A 23,803-nucleotide genomic window follows, 5' to 3' on the forward strand; every position below is an offset into this window, starting at 1 on the left:
AAAACCTAGGGTGTGGAGATGGGAAAATCAAATTGGGTAAATTCAGTTCGTTGCGAAGTCTCACGCCAAACTGATAAAAAGTCCGCATGCTGCGGTTGAGTATGCAAATATTGAATCGTGCTTTGCATCAAATGCTGATAATCCGGCAATAACAGTTGGCCTTTTAACAGCAACCAGCGGATATACACCAGCCAGGTATTCAGGACATCACCTTCACAATAAGACGTCAGTTCGGTCCATTGCTGATTGCGGACATATTCCGGAACCCGATAGGCTCCGTCACCGCGCTTGCCTGGATAACCCAGCAAATGTGCCACATCATCCAGCTTCTGGAAATGACGGGCATGAAACATGGCCATCACATCCATCAGGTCAACATGACGATGATGGTAACGATTCTGGTAGTTATTATAACGCTTTTGCGTATCAATTTCGCCCTGATCGAACAGACTCGGTGCAGAGAGTCCATGATACATGGCGCGGTATAAAATCACTGGTAAATCAAACTGTGAGCCGTTCCAGCTGACCAGAGTTGGATGGCGCTTGTCAAAAATGGACAAGAATTTTTTCAAAATTTCTGCTTCGGAATGCTGTTCCCGGCTAAAGGAAAACAGCTTCATGCCCTGCTCATCGATCCATAAACCGGAAATACAGACAATTTCATGCAAGGGCGGACGCTGAAAATCAGAGCCTGAATCCTGACGGCGCAGTTTGGTCAAGGCCTGATCCAGATCTGCTTCAGGCAGGTCCAGACCAAACAGATGCGCGCCTGATTTGAGATCGGTTTGGGTTTCAATATCGAAAGTTAAAACAGGCAGGCGCATAAAACAGTGCTCAAATAATTATTCAGGATCTTGTACAGAGAATAACCCTGTAGACAAGTAACGGTCACCACGGTCACAGATAATACACACAATCACTGCATCCGGATGTTCTTCCGCCAGTTTAATCGAGGCCCACACTGCCCCACCAGAAGATGTTCCGGCACTAATGCCTTCTTTCTGTGCCAGCTTACGCATGGTTTTTTCAGCTTCGATTTGTGGAATATCAATAATGCGATCGACTCGGCTGCGGTCGAAAATGGTTGGCAGATATTCTTCTGGCCAGCGACGGATTCCGGCAATGCTTGAACCATCAGATGGCTGTAAACCGACGATCTGAATATCAGGATTCATTTCTTTCAGGTATTTCGACACACCCATGATGGTGCCGGTGGTACCCATAGAACTGACAAAATGGGTAATTTTGCCACCGGTTTGCTGCCAGATTTCTGGACCCGTGGTCAGGTAATGCGCTTCGACATTGTCCGGATTTCCGAACTGATTCAGCACCAGACCCACACCATCATTCTGCATTTGAGCAGCAAGATCACGTGCACCTTCCATGCCCTGCTCTTTGGTTACTTCAATTAGCTCGGCACCATACGCACGCATCGCGTCCTTACGTTCCTGACTCATATTATTCGGCATGATCAGCTTCATTTTATAGCCACGCATTGCTGCGACCATCGCCAATGCAATCCCCGTATTTCCGCTCGTTGCCTCAATCAGGGTGTCACCCGGTTTGATCTGCCCACGCTTCTCGGCCTGCATGATCATATTATAGGCCGGACGGTCTTTGACCGAACCTGCTGGGTTATTGCCTTCGAGTTTCGCGAGTACTGTAGCTTGAGTGTGACTTGCCAGACGCTGTAAACGCACCAGCGGCGTTTTGCCTACATAATGGTCTAACAAAAATTCATCTGCTTGAAAATCAGGGATGGTATTACTCATTATTTGCACCTATATCGAGGTGCGGCTATTGTATGAAAAAATGCTTTTCCCTGCACCCATTTAGCAAGGCTTTTTCAGAAAACTCACTAAAACTCACACACTATCAAGCCATAAACTACATTTCCCGATAATTTAGCCAGGTGAAGCAGCTCGCTAATGAAGATGAAAATACTATTTCAGTCTGGCACTTTTACAGATTGAAATTTCGTGCGTCTTAGTCTTGCTGTACCTGAGCAAAATTAACTGAAATCTCTTGTATTTTTAACTGCTAATCCGAAGCTTTATAAAAATTATGCTTAAATTTTAACTGTCGATTTAAAGCATGCTAATATGCCAGGCATAAAGAAAATACTGCTTAAATCATGTCAACGATCAACAAAAAGCTGTTTAAACGCCTACACTTAAATCATGCCTATGGACAGCTGATTGCGCTGATTTTTGTGCCGATTACCATTTTGGCCTGTGTCGGTGCCATGCTGGTGTTGACTGAGACCTCGAATGCCGCACGTGCCCAGCAGAAGCAGATGGCCATTGCGATTCTGACTCGCTTTCAAGGCACTTCAGAATATGCCCTGGATATCTTGAACCTGTATCCATGGCAATATGACCAAGCTCACAACGCCATGCAGAACATGCTGAATGAAAAGCATCTGGTTCGGGCAGCAGTTCTGGATGAAAATGGCAAGAACCGTTTGGGCATTGGTTTTCAGGAACAGGCGCCTTGGCCAGAATTTGAGAAAAGCGGCAATTTTGTTGGTCCGATTCTGCATCAAGATAATCATATCTATGCCATTAAAGTGAATGAAAACACTTTTTCTACCGGCTGGCTGGCGATCGAACTGGATAACCAGCCGCTAGCAATTGCCCGTTACCGAGTACTGATCGTACTGATTGCGACCGGATTACTGACCTTATTATTGTTATTACTTTGCTTGAATTTCTACTCACGGCGCTGGATCGCCCCAATGTATGAGATTCGCATGCAATTGCAACGCCTGAATGCCGATACCCTCGGCCAGCATATGGTGATTAACAGCACCGGCGAGCTGCGTTTATTGCAACGTGATATCGCCAATGTGGTGAAACGTTTGCATTTCAGCTTTCTGGAACTGCGTGAACATACCGAACAGACCGAAGACGATTTACGCCGCACCCTCGACACTTTAGAAGTCCAGAATATTACCTATCGTCAGGCACGCGACCAGGCGATCTCGGCCAACCAGGCCAAGTCGGTGTTTCTGGCCAATATTTCCCATGAATTGCGCACCCCGCTGAACAGTATTGATGGTTTTATTCATCTGTTGTTACGTCAGGGCAATCTCAGCAACGAGCAGAGCCTGTATTTGCAGACCATTCGTAAGTCTTCGGCGCATTTGCTGGCACTGATCAATGATGTTCTGGATTTTTCCAAAATTGATGCCGGCAAACTGGAATTAGAAACGGCACCTTTTGATCTGGAAGAAGCGATTTTTGATGTGATGGACATGTTGTCACCTCTGGCAGCACAAAAACATATTGATATGGCCTTCTATTATGCAGATGGTGTGCCAAAACACATTATTGGTGATGCGCTACGATTTAAACAGATTCTGACCAACCTGATTTCCAATGCGATCAAATTCACTCCGGATGGAGAAATCATTGTCCGGGCACGCATGGAACATGATGGAATGGATCAGTGTGTGCTGCATTTTAGTGTACAGGATAGCGGCATTGGCCTGAGTGGTACCGACCGTAAAAAGCTGTTTGAGTCCTTCTCGCAGGGTGATACCTCGGTGACCCGTCAGTTTGGCGGTACCGGTCTTGGTCTGGCAATTTCCAAACAGCTGGTCAGCCTGATGCATGGCCAGATTGGTTTTGAAGACAATCAGGAACGTGCTCCAACCGAAAAAGGCTCTACTTTCTGGTTTACTGCCCAGTTCCTGGTCGATGAAGATACCGTGATTGAGCATCCAGATTTTAGCGAATTGACCGTGGTGTCTTATCTTGCACATCCGGCAACTGCGAATGTGCTGCGGCATTATCTGGAAAATTATCAGGTTAAACATATTGAATGTGCATCAATTCTGGATCTGTTTAGCCGTCTGAATCATTTACAGAATAGCGAAAATACCTGGCTGATCGTCGATCATAGTGGTGACAGTGAAGTCTTGTTACGCGAAATCCGTTCACGTTATCAGGGTCATCTGGCTGTCTATGGTTATCAGATGCAACTGGATCCAAGCATTCTCAATGACCATCGTGCCCGTGCCCTGCATCAGCCACTCAGCCGCAGCGCGCTGATTCAGTTACTCGGCAATCAGCCGGTCTTCGACCAGGAACAGCATGAAGAATTTAATGGTCAAGGCCTGCATATTCTGGCCGTGGATGATCACTTACCCAACCTGATTGTTCTGGAAGCCTTGCTGGCTGAACTCAATGTCACCACGACCAAAGCCCTCAGCGGGCAGGAAGCGATCGATATTATTCAGCGCCGTTATGAACAGGAACAGCCAGCATTTGATCTGGTCTTTATGGACATTCAGATGCCAGTCATGTCGGGGATCGATACCACCCGTGCTATTCGCTCGCTGGAATCGACCTTTGAAAATCATAGCCGCCTGCCGATTATTGCACTGACGGCGCATGCACTTTCTGATGAAAAACATAAACTGCTGCAAAACGGCATGGATGATTATGTCACCAAGCCGATCCAGATCGAGCAGATTATCCAAATTTTGACGCACTGGACCACCGAGCATTTTAAACGGATTCCGGTACTGGAACGTGCCAATGTGATTGATGCTCTGGATCCAAATATTCTGGACTGGCAGCAAAGCCTGCAACTGGCAGCCAATAAGGAAGATCTGGCGGTAGATCTGTTACGCATGCTGGTGGACAGCTTTGCGGATGAACTCGATGAAATGCAGCAACTGATTGAACTGGAAGATTTCCCACAACTGGAACATGTGCTGCATCGTTTATACGGCGCGACCCGCTATGTCGGTGCACCGACTTTACAGAAAGTCACCGGTGGCTTTGAACAGTTCGTTTCAACCCTGCGCAAAGAACGCCGTAAGGCCGATGAAAACTTTGTTCAGGACGTGCTGAAATATTTTGATGAACTCAAAGCCGTGGTTGAACAGATTGAACAGGCTGCCCAGCAAATTTTGAAGCAACATTTGAATTAAACCTCTGAAGTGGCTCAGTCCATGACTTAAGAAGTGTGACTGAGCTGTCATGCAAGCCTAAAGGCTGCATGCTATGCTCAAGCCAGGAAAAATAAGGAAGAATGCCATGTCACTCGTGCGCTTGGAAAAAAATAACGGCATTGCCACTGTTACACTGAATCGTCCGGATAAACGCAATGCCATGAGCTTTGCCCTGCTGCGCGAACTGGTCGCGACTGCACAAAAAATCAAAAAAGATAAAAGCATCCGATGTGTGATTTTAACGGGAGAAGCCCAGGTCTTTAGTGCCGGTATTGATCTGGCAGATTTAAATAATCCTAAAAATCGTGCTTATGCCGCATGGGAACTGATCCGTCCGGGTCAAAGCTTATTTCAAAAAGCATTTCTGGTCTGGCAGGAATTGCCAGTCCCGGTGATTGCCGCAATGGAGGGCTTCTGTTTTGGTGCCGGGATGCAACTGGCATTAGCCGCAGATATCCGCATTGCCCATCCTGAGACCAAAATGTCGATTATGGAAACCCGCTGGGGACTGGTGCCAGACATGGGACTCAGCCGCTCCCTGAAAGGCCTGATTGGTATTGATCTGGCCAAAGAGCTGACCTTAACTGCCCGGATTTTTGATGGTGAATATGCCAAAGAAATCGGTCTGATCACCCATGTCGATGAACAGCCACTAGGAAGAGCACAAGCCTTGGCTGAAGAAATGCTGCAACGTTCTCCAGATGCGCTGATGGCCTCTAAATTTGTACTGGATGCCATGCAGCATCGTCCAAATAAATCCTTGCGTATGGAAAAAATATGGCAGCTGAAATTATTACTGGGTAAAAACAGTCAATTGGCCCGTAAAAAGGACAAAAACCCAGAGGTTCAGTTTGTACCGCGCCAATACAAATAAACCCAGTCTGAATCTAGGAAAGGAATAAACCAAAGCATGCAGTTGAATCGCGATACTAAAATTGCCTTTTTAGGTATGGGGCTGATGGGCACTCGCATGGCCACACGTCTGCTTCAAGCAGGTTTTCAGGTGGCAGTCTGGAACCGCACACCATCTGCCTGTGAGCCCTTGCTGGATCTAGGTGCAACTACGCTATCTTTGGATAAGATTACAGATTACCCGGTGATTCTGACCTGCCTGGCAGATGATCAGGCAGTGCAATCTGTTTTTGCTCAGATCGAACCGTATTTGGTTGCGGAGCAAGTCATTGTGGACTTCTCTAGCCTTTCAGTACAGCAAACCCAAACACTTGCCGCACAAGCACAGGCCAAGAAAGTAACCTGGATTGATTCTCCTGTTTCAGGTGGTACAGTTGGAGCCGAACAAGGCAGTCTAGTGATTTTTGCCGGTGGTGATGCCGCGACTATTGAAGATCTTGATCCGATCTATGCAGTACTTTCACAGCGCGTCACCCGTATGGGTGATACGGGTACCGGTCAGGCGACCAAAATCTGTAATCAGCTAATTGTGGCGGCGAATAGCACCTTGATCGCAGAAGCGGTCGCCTTGGCTGGACTTGCCGGGGTGGATACACGATTACTAGCGCCCGCGCTGGCGGGTGGTTTTGCTGACTCCAAGCCTTTTCAGATTCTGGCCCCCCGTATGGCCACGCAAACTTTTGAACCGGTGCAATGGAAAGTGCAGACTTTATCCAAGGATCTGAATAATGCCGTGCAACTGGCACAAAGCTTTGATCTGGATGTTCCAGTCGCGACTCAGGCATTATCACAGTTACAGGCCCATCAGGCTCAAGGCTTTGCCGAAGCAGATCTGGCTACTGTAATCCAGCAACTAAAACATTCATAACGCTTGATTGATGCAGCCCTGAATATTGAAGAGACATACATGATTAAACTTGCCGTCAACCTGTCGATGATTTTTACCGAAGTGCCGCTGATCGAACGCTTCGCGCTAGCTCATGCACAGGGCTTTAATCATGTGGAAATCCAGTTTCCTTATGAGCTCACAATTGGCCAGATTCAAAACCAGCTCAGCACGCATCAGCTGAACTTGTGCCTGATTAATGTGCCAGCAGGCGATTTGATGCAGGGCGGTCATGGTCTGGCCGGCATTCCAGGACAGGAAATTGAGTTTCGTCATGCTGTTGAGCAGGCCATCCAGTATGCCACGGCGTTGAATGTACCCCGGGTGAACATTCTGGCAGGAAAACAACCCCTTGACTGTGATCTTTTACCCTGCCTGAATACGCTGGCGAGTAACCTGAAAATGGCCTGTTCAATGCTGCTTGAACATCAAATTGAACCGGTCTTTGAAATGATCAATGGCACCGATATGCCACGTTTTTTGATTCAAAATGTTGCTCAAGCACAGGAAATGCTGGAAGCGGTACATCATCCGGCCTTAAAAATGCAGTACGACTGTTACCACATGGCAATGATGGGCGAAGATGTACTGGAAACTTTGCAAGAAAATATTGCCTCGATTGGTCATATCCAGTTTGCGGATTGTCCGGGACGGCATCAACCCAATACGGGCTCAATTCAATATCATGATATATTTCAGTGGTTAAAACATAGTCAATATCAAGGTTATGTTGCTGCCGAGTATAAACCCAGCGGACATTCCAATGATTCCTTTGACTGGAAAGCTGAGTTCTTTCCGGAGCATGACTGAGTGGACTGCGGCTTCATTTGAAATTCAGGACTAAAACCGCTATATTAGACCATGCATAATTGTTAGGAAATTACACTCCCCATGAATTTAGAACCATCGCCCAGCGCTTCTAATTCTCACGATCTTACTATGAATTCAAATTCTCAAGCTGTAGAGGACTGCTTAAAAGTCGTACATGCTGCACTTGAAGATGTAAAAGCAAAAGAAATTGTTGAGCTTGATGTCAGCGGTATCAGTAATGTGGCTGATGCTATGGTCATTGCAAGCGGTACATCGACACGTCACATCAAATCATTGGCCAATAACGTTGCTGAAGAAGCACGTAAAGCTGGCTTCCGCCCTCTTGGTATTGAAGGCGAACGTGATGCTGAATGGATCCTCATCGACCTTGGTTATGTTGTGGTTCATTGTATGCTTCCAACAGCGCGTAAATTCTATGACCTAGAAAGCTTATGGCGCAATCCTACAGATACTGACTCTGTAGCGTAAAAACCAAATATTCAAAAAAGCGACCTGTGTAGGTCGCTTTTTTATTGCCTGTTCATCTAACTTTATAAGCATTAATACAACTCAATCTGTTCGCTATTTTTCTTTAATTTTCATCTTGTCTTATGCACCGATTTGATTGGTATTTTAGGATCAATTCATCATAAACATAGACGTTCGATGACCACTCAATCATCCTTTTTCCAAGATATAAAATAAAAAATCCCCCTTTATTAAAGGGGGACTTAGGGGGAATTCTAATGATTTAGATGATTAGTGACCTGTACCATTAATGGCTTTAGTCATATCTTCCACCACTTTCTTGGCATCACCAAAGATCATCATGGTCTTGTCGTTATAGAACAAGTCATTGTCCAGACCCGCATAACCGGTTGCCATAGAGCGCTTGATCACCATAATCGTACGTGCCTTATGCGCTTCCAGAATCGGCATACCATAAATTGGTGAGGTTGGATCATCTTTCGCCGCAGGGTTCACAACATCGTTGGCACCAATCACCAGCACCACATCTGTTGCCGGGAAGTCCGAGTTGATCTCATCCATTTCCAAGATATCTTCATACGGTACGTCCGCTTCAGCAAGCAATACATTCATATGACCCGGCATACGACCTGCTACAGGGTGAATCGCAAAACGAACCGTTACGCCCTGCTCTTTCAGCAAGTTAGCCAATTCTTTTACCGCATTTTGGGCACGGCCTTGTGCCATACCATAACCTGGTACAATCACTACGCTGTCTGCATTTGACATCAGGAAGCCTGCGTCATCTGCCGAGCCAGAACGGTGATTACGTTGAACCTGTTCACCTGCTCCTGCTATCGGCGCAGCTGCACCGCCCATCGCACCACCAAACAAAACGTTGATGATTGAACGGTTCATCGCTTTACACATGATGTAAGACAGAATGGCACCTGAAGAACCCACCAGTGAGCCTGCAACGATCAACATGTTGTTTTCTAGGGTAAAACCAATACCAGCTGCTGCCCAACCCGAGAATGAGTTGAGTAGCGATACCACCACTGGCATATCACCACCACCGACTGGTGCAATCCATACCCAGCCGAATGCCAGCGCAAGGCCTGTCATCGCCCAGAACGAGGTCATATTGCCAGTCAGGAAGAAGTGAACACCAAAACCTAACATTGCAATAAAGATGATCGCCTGAACCGGTTTCACCCATGCACCTGAAATGGTTTTTGCCCATTTTTTTGCAGCCAGTTTGCCGTAAGCAAAGACTGATGCAGTGAAGGTAATCGCGCCTACGAAACAGCCCACAAACAGTTCAAATAAATGAACACGGCTCATTTCATGGAAATTGACACCATTGGCAGCCAATAGGTCTGGACCAAGTTCGATCAGTTTGTTGTTGTGAATAATGGCAGCGACAGCAATCAGGACCGCAGCCAGACCCACCAATGAGTGCATCAACGCTACAGTTTCAGGCATCTGGGTCATTGGAACTGTACGTGCACGGGCAATACCCACGATTGCACCCAGCACCATTGCGCCAATGATCATCCAGACCACTGGATTCTCAGCCACAAAGAAGGTGGTCACGACCGCAATGGCCATCGCGATCATTCCGTAACGGTTACCAGCAATCGCAGTTTTAGGACCTGATAAACCACGTAGCGTCAGGATAAAAAGAACGGCACCAATCAGGTAGAACCAATCCGCATATTCTCGAATCATTTCCATGGATTAACCCTCTTTTTTCTTTTGCTTAGGTTTAAACATTTCCAGCATACGTGCAGTCACGGCAAAGCCACCGAAAATATTAATACTGGCCAGGAATACCGCAATTGCACCAAGCACGCTCACCACGTTAATGGTCTGGAAATCCACACTACCTTCAACGCCGATCACCGGCAGGCCAACAGTCTGAATCATTGCACCGACAATAATGATCGATGACAAGGCATTGGTGACCGCCATCAACGGCGTATGCAATGCTGGTGTTACACCCCACACCACGTAGTAACCTACGAAAATGGCAAGGACAAAAATCGTAATTGTTTCAACCATGAGTCTTCTCCTTAACCACGTTTCAGCAGCACTTGGCCGCCATGAGTGACAAGTAGGGCTTTTTGAATTTCTTCTTCTTGATTCAGGACAAAATTCTTATCTGCATCAAATAATGTTTCCACGAAGTTAAATACGTTACGAGCGTATAAAGCAGAGGCTTCAGTCGATACCGTCGATGGAATATTTGGAATGCCGAGAATTTTGACGCCGTTGTCGGTATGCACGGTTTCGCCACATTTTGAACCTTCGACGTTGCCGCCAGATTCTACTGCCATGTCCAGAATCACTGAACCCGGTTTCATTTTCGCAACTGTTTCAGCACGGATTAAACGTGGTGCATCACGACCCGGTAAAAGCGCTGTGGTAATCACGATGTCAGCATTCGATACCGCTTTATCAACAATTGCAGCCTGATCGCGAATGTATTCTTCACCCGGCATCCAGCCATAACCATTTTTAGCCGCATCAGCCGCTTTTTGCTGCTCTTCAGCAGACATCGGTACGTCTAACCATTTACCACCTAAAGATTCAACCTGATCTTTGGCAGTTGGACGCAGGTCCGTGGCTTCAACGATGGCACCTAAACGTTTTGCAGTGGCAATCGCTTGCAGACCCGCTACGCCGACACCCATGATCACCACACGAGCCGGTTTAACCGTACCCGCAGCAGTCATCAGCATCGGGAACATGCGCTGATATTCAGCCGCAGCCAAAAGCACCGACTTGTAACCTGCAAGGTTGGCTTGAGAAGACAAGACATCCATATTCTGCGCACGAGACAAGGTTCGTGGCAAAAGTTCCAATGCAAATGCAGACACGTTTTGTGCCGCGAATTGGTCAAGCTCAGTATTACGGTAAGGATCAAACATTGCCACGATAGTGGTATTCGGGTTGAGTTTTTGAATTTCATCACCTTTCGGTGCACGAACTTTTAAAATCAACTGACTGCCAGTATAGGCATCATCCGTAATTTTGGCACCAACTTGTTCATAGGCACTATCGATATAGGCAGCTTTAACCCCTGCACCACGTTCGATAATCACGCTATGTCCTGCGCTGATCAATTTCTTTACTGTCTCTGGCGTCGCAGCGACGCGATTTTCACCGACAACAGTTTCGGCTGGAATTCCGATCTGCATGAGCGTTCCTCAAGCTAATTTTTCTTAAGTAAACATCGCCTAAACGATGCTTCCCCTCAGGATGTGTTCTTGTTGAATTTTTGGATTCTAATCAAACTGTTTGAAATTACCACCTACTATTTATTTAATAAATACCTATATTTTGAACTGATGATTCATAAAAATGATGCTGTGATAGCACATTTATTTAATTTAACGGCTATTCATATTCGATGCTTTTATAAACGATATTCATTCCACTGAATGAAATATCCAGATTTTGCTGGTGTAAATAAGCGCGAATTTCTGATTTATTTTGTTACATTGATGATTCTGACAATGATTGCTGTATTTCCTGATTTAGAAGCAGACTTTCAATTTCTCTAGTCCCTATAGATAGCGGCACTTTAGCTGCGCCGTTTTTTTAGTTTTGACTTTTTTGACAGATTTAGCACTCAAGCAAGAGCACTGGTTTTAGATGTTAAAATCGTATTTTATGAAATGATAGAATTTGTTTTGAGCAGATCTTCATCAGACACAATTAATAGATCTGACAAAAAGTAATCGCTAAAATTTTATAAGACTCAGGTCTCAAACAGTCAGATAAAGGGTAGAAAAAAAGCTGGATGACTATTTATTATATTAATGTACTGAACTTGATTCAAAATGGAAAATCTCATTTTCGCACCAAATTTGCGCAATAAAATAGAGTAAATATTCCACTTTTTTGACCTCAGTGCTCTTTTTTATTGTTTTTACTTTAAGTTGCGCTTTAATGAAGCAACCCCATTATCAAAAGATAAAAAATTCTGCAAACATTCACTCATATTTTCTATTTAAAATTGCACTTCTTTCTTTAAGCTGCCTGAGTTCTGACAATTTTCAATGCTGGCAATATTTCTCTACTTTTAAAGCGAGAACTTCTGGCCTATAGTGCCCTAAATTTGAACATTATTCTTATTCCTCATTTCAATTCTTCCGGTCTGAATACAAGGTTAGCCCTATGCACACGCCTCTCGATATTAGTCAAAATAAGCGCTTATTATGGCTAATGGCGATTGCATGCGGTTTATGTGCTGGCGCGAACTATTATTGCCAGCCACTGATTTCATCGATTCAGCAGTATTATCAGGTACCTGAATCACAAGTGGCGCTCACGGTCACTTTTGCTCAAATCTCTTATGCCTTGGGCCTGCTGTTTATTGTGCCTTTAGGTGACATGCTGAATAAAACCAAACTGATCCCCTTTCTCATGCTGGGTGCAGCAGCAGGTTTATTTATTTGTGCCAGTGCGGTAAATCTGCCAATGCTCTGGGTCGGCACTATCATTGCCGGACTGTTTTCCGTGGCTGCACAGATTCTGATTCCCTTAGCCACCATGGCGGTCAAACCGGAAAAAACCGGAGAAGTGGTGGGCTTCCTGATGAGCGGATTACTGGTCGGTATTCTGCTCTCGACCAGTATTGCCGGATTACTTTCCGACCTGTTTCACTGGAAAATGATTTATATCCTCAGTGGCATAAGCATGCTGGCCTTAAGTTTTTATTTGAAAGGAAAACTACCGAGCCTGCCACGTCTGAGAATCAGCTATGCAGCAATTTTTAAATCTATGGGGATATTACTCAAGCAGGAACCACGTCTGGTATTGCGTTCACTTACAGGCGCCTGTGCTTTTGCTGCCATGAGTATGTTGTTCTCCACCATCGCTCTGCTGTTGACGCAGGAACCTTTTCAGCTTTCTGATGTCATGGTCGGACTGGTCACGCTGGTGGGTGTATTTGGCGCACTTTCCACGCAGTTCATTGGCAAATGGGCCGATCGTGGCCATATCAAAACACTGAGCTGGATCGGTTGTTCTATCCTGATGGGAAGCTGGCTGTTTTTATATTTTGGTGCGGTATCCTTGCTCAGTTATATTCTGGGTTATGGACTGATAAATCTGGGGCTCGCGATTACGCACAGCTGTAACCAGAACGTGATTTTCCGCCTGCGCCCGGATGCCAAATCACGGGTCAATTCACTGTATATGACCTTGTATTTTATAGGCGGTGCCTGTGGTTCAGCCTTAGGGGTTTATGCTTGGCATCACGGGGGCTGGAGCATGACCTGTATGACAGGACTTGGGCTAGCTTTGTGCGCTACCTTGTTCGCCCTGCTGGATCAATGGCATCAGGCTAAGACTAAGACAACCGCATAAGTATTTTGACTATATTTAGCTGACTTGCATCGCTGGATAATAAGGCTTATTCAGATCAAGAGTTTGTGAGTTTTCTAATAAAATACAGATAAGAACCGGCAATAAGGCTGCCAGAATCCGGCAGCTCTCCTCTAATGATTTATAATTCAGCGAGCTGTGATACGTGGCGCCACCCTGCATTATCTGATGGTGCAAGGTAGATAGGCGCTGAAATATTCCAGCTAAAATTTCGATAGAATTTCGTTCTTTTAAAGCATTCTCTATATTCTGTTTCTGTGTTTCCAGGTCAGCTTGACAGCTTTCCAGACTAATTTTCTGATGACGATAATCCCAAAAGCTTTGCTCCACATAGGGATTGGCCAAGAGTGAGCGAATCGGCTGGCTGTATTTTTCCCAGAGAATATGATTAATTTTCTGATCCAGATCCTTTTGGCAGAGTGTTTCCAGAAACTGCTGCAGCTTGCTCTGATCTTGAACAAGATCACGCTCATCTGCATAAATCGCCTGAAAGCTGATCCACAGGCTGATAAACTTAAAATCCAGATCTTGATCCAGATCTAGCGATTTTTTAAACCAGCCTAAGCCCCGATGAATTCTTAAATTAAAATGTGCCGAATTTTGTGCTTTATGGCTTTTATAAATTTCCTCCAATAACAACATGATTATTCTCCTTATTTCTAAAATTTTTATCTTCATCTTTCTCCTATCAAAATATACCATTCCAACCTGACTGGGAATTCCAATTTTATTTCTTGTTTCATTCCTTGGATTTACTGACCTAGCTCAAGTTCGCCGGGTGGTTTTTCTGATTTTATGCTAGTATTACGCCCTCTTTTTGCGACGTCAGCCGATCCGGTTTTAGCCAAAAACCAATCGCTGAGTGCTCGCATGGATTGCTTCTTCTTTCTTCCATTTCGTTAAGGCGTGATTTTGAATGACTGATCTGACCACCATTGAAAATAAACTTCAACCACGAATCAGTGTTGCGCCGATGATGGATTGGACCACCAAAGACTATCGTTTCTTTGCGCGTCTGTTTAACCCGAATGTGATTATGTACACCGAAATGGTCACCACAGGTGCGATCATTTATGGCGATGCCAAACGTCATTTGGACTTTAATACGGAAGAACAGCCAATCGTGCTACAACTTGGCGGCTCAAACCATAAAGATCTAGCCACTTGTACCAAGATGGCACAGGACTGGGGCTATAACGAAGTTAATTTAAATGTAGGTTGCCCAAGTGACCGGGTACAGAATAATAAAATTGGTGCCTGTTTGATGGCGGAGCCTGATCTGGTCGCAGAATGTATTGCTGAAATGCGTCATGCGGTGGATATTCCAGTGACCGTAAAACACCGGATCGGAATTGATGATATGCACTCTTATGAGGAGATGCTGCATTTTGTCGATACCGTGGCCAAAACCGGCTGTAATAATTTTATCGTGCATGCGCGGATTGCCTTATTAAAAGGTCTCTCGCCTAAAGAAAACCGTGACGTGCCACCTCTACGTTATGAAGATGTCTACCGTTTAAAACAGGAGCGTCCTGATCTGCTGATCGAGATCAACGGCGGGATTAAAACCTATGCCGAAACCTTGGAACATCTCAAACATGTGGATGGGGTGATGATTGGCCGCGAAGCCTATCATAATCCTTACTTACTGGCTGAACTGGGCCAACTATGGAATCTGGATGCACCAGATCGTTTTGAAATTATGCAACAGATGCTGCCTTATATTGCCCAGCGCATGACCGAAGGTGCACCTTTATCCATTATTACCCGTCATATTTTGGGACTATTCCAGAACTTGCCGGGTGCACGCAAATGGCGTCAGGCTTTAAGCGGTGGTAATGCTAAAACCTTGAAAGATGTAGAAACTGCACTCTTTAATATTCAGGAAGCCATGCAGCGTACCGAAGATTATGTACGTGAGCATCAACAAGTGGAATCATAAACAAAAAAAAAGCACCGATGATCGGTGCTTTTTTATAGCGATTGCGCATGAGTTATTGCGTATACGCCGTGATATTACCGACCGGAATCGGCTCTTCCTGATAAGAAACATCTTGTAATGCGGGTTCAGCCACGGGTGTGATCAGAGAGCCGGAGACATTCTGGTTTGGTTCATCTACAGGTTCCAGATCATCCAAGGCTGAGGCCAGTTGCTGTAATTCTCGATCCAGTTGCTGACGATATTTTTCAATTTCAATTTCATCAATAAAAGCAAAGGCATCATCTTCAATCGACCAACTATACCCCCCATCCACCTTAAAGACTTTTACATGAATGGGATATTCCTCACCCTGATAATTCAGATGAGAAATAGCCTGAAACTCATTCCCCTGACGCTGGACAATTTTGACCTTTTTCACGGTAAAACGATAGTGTTGATAATCTCGATTGGAATTAAATTCACGTTGCATCTGCGTTTGAATATTTTTGGCCAGCTCATCCATCGAGACAAAATAACTGCATCCAGTCAGACAGGCGACCATCCATAACATCATGATTTTTTTCATAGCGCCCATCTTTTTTTCTTTCCACTTCCTGCTTATAGCTGATATACGCAGTATTTTTATCTTTGCTTATTCTGTGATCCATTTTATGCTTTTTTGCAAAAACAATAAACAAACGGCGCTTCGATTAAGACTAAATATTTATGGTTTCTATAGTTTTTTTGAATTAATGATAAAAAATCAGCCATAAAAAAACCCTGATGGATTCAGGGTTTTTTCGATACAGATCGTTTTAAAAATCATCATCACTGGATGGATCACGATGTAAGGCATCATGAATGGCTTCGATCAACTGCTGGGCAATTTCCTGCTTGGAGGCTTTTTCCAGATCACGTTTGTCCAGCTGATAATGCTCGGCAAAGAATACTGTCATGGCATTTTCATCCGAAGCAAAACCAATATCCGCACGTGAAACATCATTGCAGGCAATCATATCCAGCTTTTTCGCGACCAGCTTTCCGGCAGCATATTCTTCAATATTGCGGGTTTCTGCAGCAAAGCCGACCATAAATGGACGTTTTTCCTGCTGGGCAATGGTGGCGACAATATCCGGATTTTTCACTAAAGCGACATTCAACTCATCTCCGGCTTTCTTGATTTTATGTTCGGCAACCTGTGCCACACGATAATCGGCTACCGCAGCGGTCGCAATAAAGATATCGCAACCATTTTCCAGCATTTGCATGCTTTCATTCAGCATTTGCACGGCAGAAGAAACATTCTTACGTTGCACGCCATTTGGGGTGTCCAGACTGACCGGCCCTGCTATCAGGGTCACATTAGCTCCGGCCGCATAACAGGCTGCAGCCAGTGCAAAGCCCATTTTTCCGGTACTGTGATTGGAAATATAGCGCACTGGATCAATCGCTTCGCGGGTGGGGCCTGCGGTAATCGTGACCTGTTTGCCCGCAAGCAGGCCAAATTTTTCCGCAATCGCACGTTGGACTTTATGGAAATATTCAGTCACCTGATGCGCTAAATCTTCCGGCTCAGGCATCCGGCCCAAACCTACATCACCACAAGCCTGTGATCCCGCATCCGGCATGATCACATGCACACCATCTTCGATCAGTGTCGCAAGATTGCGCTGCGTTGCTTTGGCTGCCCACATTTGCTGGTTCATGGCAGGCGCCACCCAGACGGGTGCTTTCGTCGCCAGATATAAAGTACTTAAGAGATCATCAGCCAGACCTGCGGCAAACTTTGCCAAGGTGTCACAGCTGGCCGGTGCTACCAGCAACAGATCTGCCCAACGTGCCAGTTCGATATGGCCCATGCCTGCTTCTGCTTCAGTATCCAGCAATTCGGTATGTACGGGATTGCCCGATAAGGCTTGAAAGGTTAAAGGTGTAATAAAAGCCTGTGCACCGTGAGTCATGACGACCCGCACATCGAATCCGGCATCTTTCAGACGGCGAACCAGAGTTGCACTTTTATAGGCAGCAATACCGCCAGTGACGGCCAAAATTATATTTTTATGAGGAATTACACTTAGATCAAAGCTCACAAACAGATTACCTTGCTGTTGCAGTGGGGCTCACAATAGCATTAAATAATCGCATTCCCAAGAGATCGGCTTGCGGGAAAACTGATAATTCATAATAAATAAGTCTAATAACTATGCAATTTTCTATTAAAAACTGGCCAGAACAAGAACGGCCGCGAGAACGCTTAATTCAATATGGCGCAGAAAGTCTGTCCGATGCCGAGCTACTGGCTATTTTTCTGCGCTCCGGTTCCCAGCAACATTCGGCAGTTGATCTGGCGCGCTTGCTGATTCAGCATTTTGGTCATTTGACTGCGTTGCTCGATGCACCTTTACAGGAAGTCAGCCAGTTTCATGGCATGGGCATCAGTAAATATACCCAACTGATGGCCGTCAAGGAACTGGGACGGCGTTACATAGCCGAGCACCTGAAACAGGATGCACTGGAACTTACCAATTCCAAGCGGTTGAGAGATTACTTACGTTTTGAACTGCTCGGTGAAACTCAGGAAGTGTTTGCCGTGCTGTGTCTGGATGCCAGTTTAAGAAAAATTGCCTTTAAAAAACTGTTTTATGGCTCAGTGAATGCATGTGATATTTCTATTAATCAATTACTACGTTATGCCATTAGCCAACAGGCGACCTCGATTGTCATTGCGCATAATCATCCGCTGGGTCGGCCCTCTCCATCCAAGGCCGACCTGGCATTGACCCATCAGATTCAACAGGCCTGCCAGCTGGTGGATATCCATCTAATTGACCATTGCATCATCGCCTTGGAAGGCAGTTTTTCCTTTGCTGAGCAGCAACTCATCAAACCGGAAATGCAGTATTGAATAGCACTTGACAAAGCAGGCACAACTCCACAAGATCATGAAAAAAATTGTGATGATTCCAATAAATGATCGTACGTGACCAGCCGACTGTTTTTAAACTGCTGTTTTCCTGGCGGGGGACGATTTTACCTAAAGTTTTACCGCCTTTGGGCGTGGTGATGCTGATGTCAGCCATCATTGGTGGCTTGTCACATATTGGTTATTTTCATTTTCCAGAATTACCCTTGGTTGGCTTTACCCTGATTGGAGTGGTACTGTCTATTTTTCTTGGTTTTAAAAATACCGCCTGTTATGACCGCTGGTGGGAAGCGCGCAAACTTTGGGGCATTTTGATTGCCAATTCACGTCATTTTGACCGTGATTGCAGGATGCTGTCTCAAGGTCGCCGTGAACGTGTGATTCAGCATGTGATTGTCTTTGCCAATGTACTCCGCGATCGCCTTCGCCATCAGACAGCCAATCCGACTGAGCTGGTAGAAACCAGTGGCATGAGCCAACAGGCTGTAACCCAACTTTATCAGCAGGCCAATGCGCCGCAATATACATTGAGCCTGATTCAGTGGGAGCTGATGCAGGCGCTCAAAGAAGGTGAAATCTCCGACATCATCTATATGCAGATGAATAATCATGTAGCAGAACTAAGTATTGTCCAGACCGGTTGTGACCGGATTGCGACCACACCTTTGCCTTTTGCCTATTCGGTCTTGCTGAATCGTACCGTCTATTTTTTCTGTTTTATTTTACCTTTTAGTCTGGGTTCAACGCTCGGTCTGTTTACACCTTTGCTGGTCGGCATTTTGGCCTATACCTTTTTGGGACTAGATGCGCTAAGTTCAGAAATTGAGGAACCTTTTGGTACCCAAAGCAATGACTTGCCACTGGACTCAATGGTACGTACTATTGAAATTGAACTGTTAGGGACTTTAGGTAAACCAACACCACCACCGATTCAGGCTCAAGATCATAATTTGCTATAATTTATAATTCTTTCCTCGCCCTTTGCTATTAGTAGCGAAAGGAAAATCTTCTCTCAAATAAAAAAGATCGAGGTAAAGGAATGACTAAACAAAACTCTCCCAAATCCCGATCTGACCCGGTTTAAGGCTCGGGACATTACCGAGTTTAATCCAAGGCATGTGATCGCCATGAAAATCACTGCCAATCGAAACTTTAAGATCATATTCAGTAATCATTCGATCCACCATCTGCCGGGTGGAACTTGGTTCAATCGCCGGTGGCAGCTCGACGGCATCTCCACCGAACTTGGCAAAGATCTCGATCAGGTAGCGAATATTGGTCGCAGATAAATCATATTTGGTCGGATGTGCCAGTATCGCAAAGCCACCACTTTCATGAATCACCTGAATCGTGTCTTCAAGACTCAAGCCATCAAATTTGACATAAGCTTTCTTGCCTTCCTTGATGTATTTATCAAAGGCCTGTTGCGGACGGGTCACAATCCCCTTTTCTACCAGCGTTTTGGCAATATGTGTCCGTGTCACCCGATCAGGGATATTGTCGACTTTGGTCAGTACATCAGCATAAATATCCCCACCAATTAAAGGTGTCAGCAGATCACAAATCTGTTTAGAGCGTTCAGCCCGGATTTTCTTTTGCTGATTGAGGGCTTTTTGTAAAGGCTCAGGATTTTGCATATTTAGCGCGACGATGTGCACGCCATAGTTTTTTTTGGTGGCAGGACGTAACCACTGGCTGGATATTTCCACCCCTGAAATGATCTTAATCTCATGATTTTTAGCGGCTTCCTCAGCCAATGCCAAACCGTCCATGGTGTCATGATCCGTCAGGGCCAAAGTATGGACAAGTTTTTCCACAGCCGCTTCGACTAATTGCTGAGGACTGAAAGTTCCATCAGAAATATTACTATGTGTATGTAAATCTACGCCGTGCATCTCTATACTATGACATTTATTTGATCAGATTTAGATACTCTAACATGAAAGCACTTTTAGACTTTGTGCCACTCATTATTTTCTTTTATTTATATAAAACTGTAGATCCAAAAGACACTGACCATCAATTGCTGCAATTGATCGGTTCTGCGGGGGGTGTCGACAATAATAATATTCTTGTTGCAACCACAGGTCTGATTATTTCCATGCTGGTCGTCTATGGTGCGTTATTTGTCATGCAAAAATTCCGTCTGGACAAGCAGCAATGGATTGTCTTGTTCATGACGGTGATTTTTGGTGGCATCACCCTGATCCTCAGTGATGATTTCTATATCCGTCTGAAAGCCGTGTTATTGAATCTGGTCTTTGCAGGTGTATTCTTCCTGTCCCCTTGGTTTAGCAAGGATAAAAAGCCTCTGATCCAGCGGTTATTTGGTCCAGTATTCAATCTAAGTGAAAAAGGCTGGTTCAAGCTGAACTATGCTTGGGTTGCCATGTTCGTACTGATGTCATTTCTGCATACCTTTTTCGCCTATTTGTGGATGGATGGAAAATATTGGGGCGAATTTACCGCATTCGGTGACATGATCGTGATGTTTTCCTTTATCATTATTCAGTTTATTGTATTGCGCAAATACTTTAAGACCGCTGAATAAGTCCAACTACAAACGATTGAGAGTCATCATGCCATTATTCGTCGTTAGCTGTACCGATCGGGAAGGTACAGTTGAAAAACGCCTCGCGATTCGTCCACAACATCTTGCACGTCTGGAACAGTTAAATGCTGAAGGCCGCCTAATTGTTGCAGGTGCCATGCCTAAAGATCCAGCCAATCCACAGGCCGGTTTTTATGGCAGTACCATTATTGTCGACTTTGACAGTCGTGAAGCGCTGGATACATGGCTACAGGATGAACCTTTCTTAAAAGAAGGTGTGTACGAACACATCGATGTCAAACCATTCAATAAAGCATTCCCTCAAGGATAAGGTTCATGCGTGTTGTTACTGCCAGTATCATTGGCCTATGTTTTATGATTTCTCCAGTATGGGCAGTCGAAGTTGCGCCTGCTCCTGTGACTCAGGGAAATCAGACAGCACAACTTCAAGGGACAGCGGTGACTGTCCAAACCCAGTCTACGCCGAAACCTGCCATTATTCCTGCCGTAGCGTCTTCTGCCCAATCGGTGACACCTGCTGAAAATAAACCGTTAACCGCAGAAGAAATCGCCAAGCTCAAAGCCCAGCAAGATGCCAAGGTAAAAGCCTTAGTCAAAGATCAGGCCACCCGTTTGCAGCAACTGGAAAAAGCCAATCTGGAAGCACTATCGCAAAATCAGGAATTGCAGCTCAAGAATGACAATCTAGGGGTTCAGGTACAAGTACTGCAAAGCGAACGCAGTGCCCAGATGTTCCTCTACGGCGCTGCAACCCTGGCTGTGGGGGTATTGCTCGGCTTCCTGATCGCGAGCTATGTTTATACCAAACGTCGCCGTCAATGGTAAGCTATAGCCCTTCCCGATATCTTTAAGGTTGTACCCGTTTTGTCACACGCAATTCAAACTGCTGATCTGGATTGGCAATTGGTGGATGGTATTGATGTGCCTGTATCCAAGCAATTTGGTGATGTGTATTTTTCCAAAGACAATGGCTTGCTGGAAACCCGGCATGTCTTTTTAAATGGCAATGATCTCAGTACGCGTCTGGCAGATTTAAAACCTTTTGAATATTTCTGTGTCGGTGAAACGGGTTTTGGTACTGGTTTAAATATTCTGGCCCTGTGGCAGCTCTGGCAACAGGTGCGTCCGGACAATCACAGTCATCTGCATGCGATTTCAGTTGAAAAATTCCCTCTTTCTAAAACCGATCTGATTCGAGCCTTAAATGCCTGGCCAGAACTCAAGCCTTTAGCTCATCAACTCATCTCTCAATATCCGATGCCAATTGCCGGCTGTCATCGTCTCAGTTTTCCTGAAGAGCGATTCAGTCTGGATCTATGGCTGGGTGATGCACATGATGTTTTCCCGGTAATTGAAAAAACTGCGCCGGTGAACGCTTGGTTCCTGGATGGTTTTGCGCCTTCCTGCAATCCAGACATGTGGGAAGAAAATGTTTTAAATAATATTGTACGTTTATCCGAGATCGGTACCACTTTCGCCTCTTTCAGTGTTGCTGGCGTCTTAAAACGTGGCTTAAAAAATCATGGGATTTCAATTTCCCGCCCACGTGGTTTTAAGCATAAGCGTGAAATGCTGAAAGCGATCTGGAATCCGGCTGAGGAAAGCAACCCATCTTCAGCGCAGGAAACAACTCAAAAAAAAACTGAGCGAGATACAAAGACCAATATCAGACCTCGTCAAATCGCTGTGATTGGCGCTGGAATCGGTGGTTTAAGTAGCGCATGGGCATTCGCTCAACGCGGTCATCAAGTCACGATCTACGACCAGTCAGCGCCCCTCTCCGGAGGTTCTGGCAATCCACTGGCTTTGCTCAATCCCAAACTCTGTCCGGTTGAGCAAAGTGCAGAGCATTTAATGACCTTGGCCTGGCAACAGGCTCTGACGCACTATGCAAAATTCAAGGCTTTCCGCCCGATTCAGGTCAATCAACTGGCCTTAAAAAACCCTGAACAGCTTTTGGAATTAGCAGAGGAATATCCTGAAGAAATTCTGGCTGTACAAGATACAGAAGATCAAGAGATTCAAACTGCATTTCCAAGTTTAAAACTGTTAGCAGCTGGTGCGGTTTCTCCTCATCAATTGCGTGATGAAATTTTGCAGCATCCGAATATTCAATATAAACAGGCCAAAATTAGTTATATTGAAGCGGCTACAAAACCTCAGCTCTTTTCAGATGAACAGAATCTAGGTGAATTTGATCATGTCATTGTCTGTACTGCGCTAGAAACAGTACAATTTTTTGCAGATTATCCGGTTTTGAAACCGATTCGCGGACAGGTCAGCTGGGTGAATAATCAAGCCCAGCCTTTAAGTGAAAATATTGCCTATAGCTATGGCGGTTATTGTATGCAACTGGATGCAGAACATCTGATCTTGGGCGCTTCTTTCTATCCAGGTCGGGATGATGCAGAGGTACTGGCAGAAGACCATGTACACAACTACGAACTGATCCACAGTGTCTTTCCTGAATATGCACAATCATTAGCTTCTACCGAGACCTGGCAAGGTCGTGCCTCGGTACGCGCGCAAAGTCAGGATTATTTCCCCTTGCTCGGCAAGATGAAAGCGGATGAGGAAATTTACAGCTTTGCCGGTCTAGGCTCCAAAGGTTTTCTGTTTGCGCCGCTCTGTAGTGAAATTCTGGCAGCCCAGATTCTGGGAGAAGCCTGTCCGATACCATCGAGTCTCGTCAAAAAACTCAGTGTGACGCGTTTTCAGAAGAAAGTGAAAATGAAGAAACCGTATTTTAAGCCTCAAATATAGAATTTTATTTTAAGGGTGTTCCTGCGGGAGAGGACTAGGGTGAGGGTTTTATTTTATTGTGAAAATATTTTACCTTTCTGCCCCTCTCCTAAAAGGCATAGGTATCTACACAATTCCTGAACTTTGCGTTAAATTGAAGAGCATGCTCTTCAATTTAACATCTCTGGCCTGGATCAGCGTCTTGTCAA

The 23,803-nt window shown here is 45.2% G+C and carries 22 protein-coding genes; 13 read left to right on the plus strand and 9 right to left on the minus strand.

The features are described 5' to 3' along the window. Positions 1–5 precede the first annotated feature (5 nt). On the minus strand, positions 6–824 hold the full coding sequence (locus F890_RS06270) for a 3'-5' exonuclease (RefSeq protein ID WP_004733735.1): 819 nt from the start codon (positions 822–824) through the stop codon (positions 6–8). A gap of 18 nt (positions 825–842) precedes the next feature. After that, on the minus strand, positions 843–1,772 hold the full coding sequence (gene cysM, locus F890_RS06275) for a cysteine synthase CysM (RefSeq protein ID WP_004281649.1): 930 nt from the start codon (positions 1,770–1,772) through the stop codon (positions 843–845). A gap of 362 nt (positions 1,773–2,134) precedes the next feature. Here cysM and F890_RS06280 point away from each other — a divergent pair, with 362 nt between their 5' ends. The 5 genes from F890_RS06280 to rsfS all read left to right on the plus strand — a co-directional run bounded on the left by F890_RS06280 (position 2,135) and on the right by rsfS (position 8,060). Then, positions 2,135–4,942, plus strand: coding sequence for a GacS-like sensor histidine kinase (locus tag F890_RS06280; protein WP_005266069.1), 2,808 nt, complete (start codon positions 2,135–2,137; stop codon positions 4,940–4,942). A gap of 106 nt (positions 4,943–5,048) precedes the next feature. Further along, the gene (locus F890_RS06285) at positions 5,049–5,837 is read left to right on the plus strand and encodes a crotonase/enoyl-CoA hydratase family protein (RefSeq protein ID WP_004733731.1); all 789 of its coding nucleotides are present in this window, start codon (positions 5,049–5,051) and stop codon (positions 5,835–5,837) included. 36 nt (positions 5,838–5,873) lie between these two features. Then, the gene (locus F890_RS06290) at positions 5,874–6,743 is read left to right on the plus strand and encodes an NAD(P)-dependent oxidoreductase (protein ID WP_004733729.1); all 870 of its coding nucleotides are present in this window, start codon (positions 5,874–5,876) and stop codon (positions 6,741–6,743) included. A 39-nt stretch (positions 6,744–6,782) separates the two neighbouring features. Further along, the gene (locus tag F890_RS06295; RefSeq protein ID WP_004733727.1) at positions 6,783–7,571 is read left to right on the plus strand and encodes a hydroxypyruvate isomerase family protein; all 789 of its coding nucleotides are present in this window, start codon (positions 6,783–6,785) and stop codon (positions 7,569–7,571) included. A gap of 81 nt (positions 7,572–7,652) precedes the next feature. After that, positions 7,653–8,060, plus strand: a complete 408-nt coding sequence (rsfS, locus tag F890_RS06300; protein ID WP_004733726.1) for a ribosome silencing factor — start codon at positions 7,653–7,655, stop codon at positions 8,058–8,060. A 270-nt stretch (positions 8,061–8,330) separates the two neighbouring features. Here the strand turns inward: rsfS and F890_RS06305 are convergent, their stop codons facing one another. The 3 genes from F890_RS06305 to F890_RS06315 are packed head-to-tail and all read right to left on the minus strand — an operon-like array spanning position 8,331 to position 11,242. Further along, positions 8,331–9,776 carry an NAD(P)(+) transhydrogenase (Re/Si-specific) subunit beta gene (locus tag F890_RS06305; RefSeq protein WP_004733724.1) on the minus strand — a complete coding sequence of 482 codons (1,446 nt, stop codon included), beginning with the start codon at positions 9,774–9,776 and terminating at the stop codon, positions 8,331–8,333. Between the two features lie 3 nt (positions 9,777–9,779). Beyond that, positions 9,780–10,103, minus strand: coding sequence for a proton-translocating transhydrogenase family protein (locus F890_RS06310; protein WP_004281642.1), 324 nt, complete (start codon positions 10,101–10,103; stop codon positions 9,780–9,782). An 11-nt stretch (positions 10,104–10,114) separates the two neighbouring features. Beyond that, entirely contained in the window at positions 10,115–11,242 is a 1,128-nt protein-coding gene (locus tag F890_RS06315) for a Re/Si-specific NAD(P)(+) transhydrogenase subunit alpha (protein ID WP_004733722.1), read from the minus strand. A gap of 982 nt (positions 11,243–12,224) precedes the next feature. Here F890_RS06315 and F890_RS06320 point away from each other — a divergent pair. Continuing rightward, entirely contained in the window at positions 12,225–13,418 is a 1,194-nt protein-coding gene (locus F890_RS06320; RefSeq protein WP_004733721.1) for an MFS transporter, read from the plus strand. A gap of 15 nt (positions 13,419–13,433) precedes the next feature. Here F890_RS06320 and F890_RS06325 read toward each other — a convergent pair whose 3' ends face one another. Next, a complete protein-coding gene (locus F890_RS06325; RefSeq protein ID WP_004733719.1) occupies positions 13,434–14,078 on the minus strand; it encodes a hypothetical protein in 645 nt (214 codons plus the stop codon). A gap of 274 nt (positions 14,079–14,352) precedes the next feature. On the opposite strand from F890_RS06325, the gene dusA reads away from it, so the two are divergent. Beyond that, the gene (gene dusA / locus F890_RS06330) at positions 14,353–15,378 is read left to right on the plus strand and encodes a tRNA dihydrouridine(20/20a) synthase DusA (protein ID WP_004733717.1); all 1,026 of its coding nucleotides are present in this window, start codon (positions 14,353–14,355) and stop codon (positions 15,376–15,378) included. A 52-nt stretch (positions 15,379–15,430) separates the two neighbouring features. Here dusA and F890_RS06335 read toward each other — a convergent pair whose 3' ends face one another. Then, positions 15,431–15,943, minus strand: coding sequence for a hypothetical protein (locus F890_RS06335; RefSeq protein WP_026056560.1), 513 nt, complete (start codon positions 15,941–15,943; stop codon positions 15,431–15,433). A 229-nt stretch (positions 15,944–16,172) separates the two neighbouring features. Beyond that, on the minus strand, positions 16,173–17,447 hold the full coding sequence (gene coaBC / locus F890_RS06340) for a bifunctional phosphopantothenoylcysteine decarboxylase/phosphopantothenate--cysteine ligase CoaBC (RefSeq protein WP_005266070.1): 1,275 nt from the start codon (positions 17,445–17,447) through the stop codon (positions 16,173–16,175). A 113-nt stretch (positions 17,448–17,560) separates the two neighbouring features. Between coaBC and radC the strand changes: the two genes are divergently transcribed. Both radC and F890_RS06350 read left to right on the plus strand, forming a co-directional pair. Further along, positions 17,561–18,262: a RadC family protein gene (gene radC / locus F890_RS06345; protein WP_004733712.1), complete on the plus strand. Its 702-nt coding sequence runs from the start codon at positions 17,561–17,563 to the stop codon at positions 18,260–18,262. A 65-nt stretch (positions 18,263–18,327) separates the two neighbouring features. Then, on the plus strand, positions 18,328–19,239 hold the full coding sequence (locus F890_RS06350; RefSeq protein WP_004733710.1) for a bestrophin family protein: 912 nt from the start codon (positions 18,328–18,330) through the stop codon (positions 19,237–19,239). Between the two features lie 84 nt (positions 19,240–19,323). Here F890_RS06350 and F890_RS06355 read toward each other — a convergent pair whose 3' ends face one another. Next, positions 19,324–20,175, minus strand: coding sequence for a PHP domain-containing protein (locus tag F890_RS06355; protein ID WP_004733707.1), 852 nt, complete (start codon positions 20,173–20,175; stop codon positions 19,324–19,326). A gap of 44 nt (positions 20,176–20,219) precedes the next feature. On the opposite strand from F890_RS06355, the gene F890_RS06360 reads away from it, so the two are divergent. The 4 genes from F890_RS06360 to F890_RS06375 are packed head-to-tail and all read left to right on the plus strand — an operon-like array spanning position 20,220 to position 23,615. After that, a complete protein-coding gene (locus F890_RS06360) occupies positions 20,220–20,831 on the plus strand; it encodes a septation protein IspZ (RefSeq protein ID WP_004733705.1) in 612 nt (203 codons plus the stop codon). Positions 20,832–20,859: 28 nt separating this feature from the next. Continuing rightward, a complete protein-coding gene (locus F890_RS06365) occupies positions 20,860–21,162 on the plus strand; it encodes a YciI family protein (RefSeq protein WP_004281605.1) in 303 nt (100 codons plus the stop codon). Between the two features lie 5 nt (positions 21,163–21,167). After that, positions 21,168–21,677: an SH3 domain-containing protein gene (locus F890_RS06370; RefSeq protein ID WP_004733703.1), complete on the plus strand. Its 510-nt coding sequence runs from the start codon at positions 21,168–21,170 to the stop codon at positions 21,675–21,677. Between the two features lie 39 nt (positions 21,678–21,716). Further along, on the plus strand, positions 21,717–23,615 hold the full coding sequence (locus F890_RS06375; RefSeq protein WP_005266071.1) for a bifunctional tRNA (5-methylaminomethyl-2-thiouridine)(34)-methyltransferase MnmD/FAD-dependent 5-carboxymethylaminomethyl-2-thiouridine(34) oxidoreductase MnmC: 1,899 nt from the start codon (positions 21,717–21,719) through the stop codon (positions 23,613–23,615). The last annotated feature ends 188 nt before the right edge of the window (positions 23,616–23,803 follow it).

The sequence above is a fragment of the Acinetobacter sp. CIP 64.7 genome, assembly GCF_000369745.1.
GTDB lineage: Bacteria > Pseudomonadota > Gammaproteobacteria > Pseudomonadales > Moraxellaceae > Acinetobacter > Acinetobacter fasciculus.

Coding starts and splice junctions, on each gene's coding strand:
- F890_RS06290 (WP_004733729.1), top strand. CDS start 5,874: ATGCAGTTGAATCGCGATACTAAAATTGCCTTTTTAGGTATGGGGCTG.
- F890_RS06350 (WP_004733710.1), top strand. CDS start 18,328: ATGATCGTACGTGACCAGCCGACTGTTTTTAAACTGCTGTTTTCCTGG.
- F890_RS06355 (WP_004733707.1), bottom strand. CDS start 20,175: ATGCACGGCGTAGATTTACATACACATAGTAATATTTCTGATGGAACT.
- cysM (WP_004281649.1), bottom strand. CDS start 1,772: ATGAGTAATACCATCCCTGATTTTCAAGCAGATGAATTTTTGTTAGAC.
- radC (WP_004733712.1), top strand. CDS start 17,561: ATGCAATTTTCTATTAAAAACTGGCCAGAACAAGAACGGCCGCGAGAA.
- F890_RS06320 (WP_004733721.1), top strand. CDS start 12,225: ATGCACACGCCTCTCGATATTAGTCAAAATAAGCGCTTATTATGGCTA.
- F890_RS06270 (WP_004733735.1), bottom strand. CDS start 824: ATGCGCCTGCCTGTTTTAACTTTCGATATTGAAACCCAAACCGATCTC.
- F890_RS06365 (WP_004281605.1), top strand. CDS start 20,860: ATGCCATTATTCGTCGTTAGCTGTACCGATCGGGAAGGTACAGTTGAA.
- F890_RS06280 (WP_005266069.1), top strand. CDS start 2,135: ATGTCAACGATCAACAAAAAGCTGTTTAAACGCCTACACTTAAATCAT.
- F890_RS06295 (WP_004733727.1), top strand. CDS start 6,783: ATGATTAAACTTGCCGTCAACCTGTCGATGATTTTTACCGAAGTGCCG.
- dusA (WP_004733717.1), top strand. CDS start 14,353: ATGACTGATCTGACCACCATTGAAAATAAACTTCAACCACGAATCAGT.
- F890_RS06310 (WP_004281642.1), bottom strand. CDS start 10,103: ATGGTTGAAACAATTACGATTTTTGTCCTTGCCATTTTCGTAGGTTAC.
- F890_RS06335 (WP_026056560.1), bottom strand. CDS start 15,943: ATGAAAAAAATCATGATGTTATGGATGGTCGCCTGTCTGACTGGATGC.
- rsfS (WP_004733726.1), top strand. CDS start 7,653: ATGAATTTAGAACCATCGCCCAGCGCTTCTAATTCTCACGATCTTACT.
- F890_RS06325 (WP_004733719.1), bottom strand. CDS start 14,078: ATGTTGTTATTGGAGGAAATTTATAAAAGCCATAAAGCACAAAATTCG.
- F890_RS06305 (WP_004733724.1), bottom strand. CDS start 9,776: ATGGAAATGATTCGAGAATATGCGGATTGGTTCTACCTGATTGGTGCC.
- F890_RS06315 (WP_004733722.1), bottom strand. CDS start 11,242: ATGCAGATCGGAATTCCAGCCGAAACTGTTGTCGGTGAAAATCGCGTC.
- F890_RS06285 (WP_004733731.1), top strand. CDS start 5,049: ATGTCACTCGTGCGCTTGGAAAAAAATAACGGCATTGCCACTGTTACA.
- F890_RS06360 (WP_004733705.1), top strand. CDS start 20,220: ATGAAAGCACTTTTAGACTTTGTGCCACTCATTATTTTCTTTTATTTA.
- F890_RS06370 (WP_004733703.1), top strand. CDS start 21,168: ATGCGTGTTGTTACTGCCAGTATCATTGGCCTATGTTTTATGATTTCT.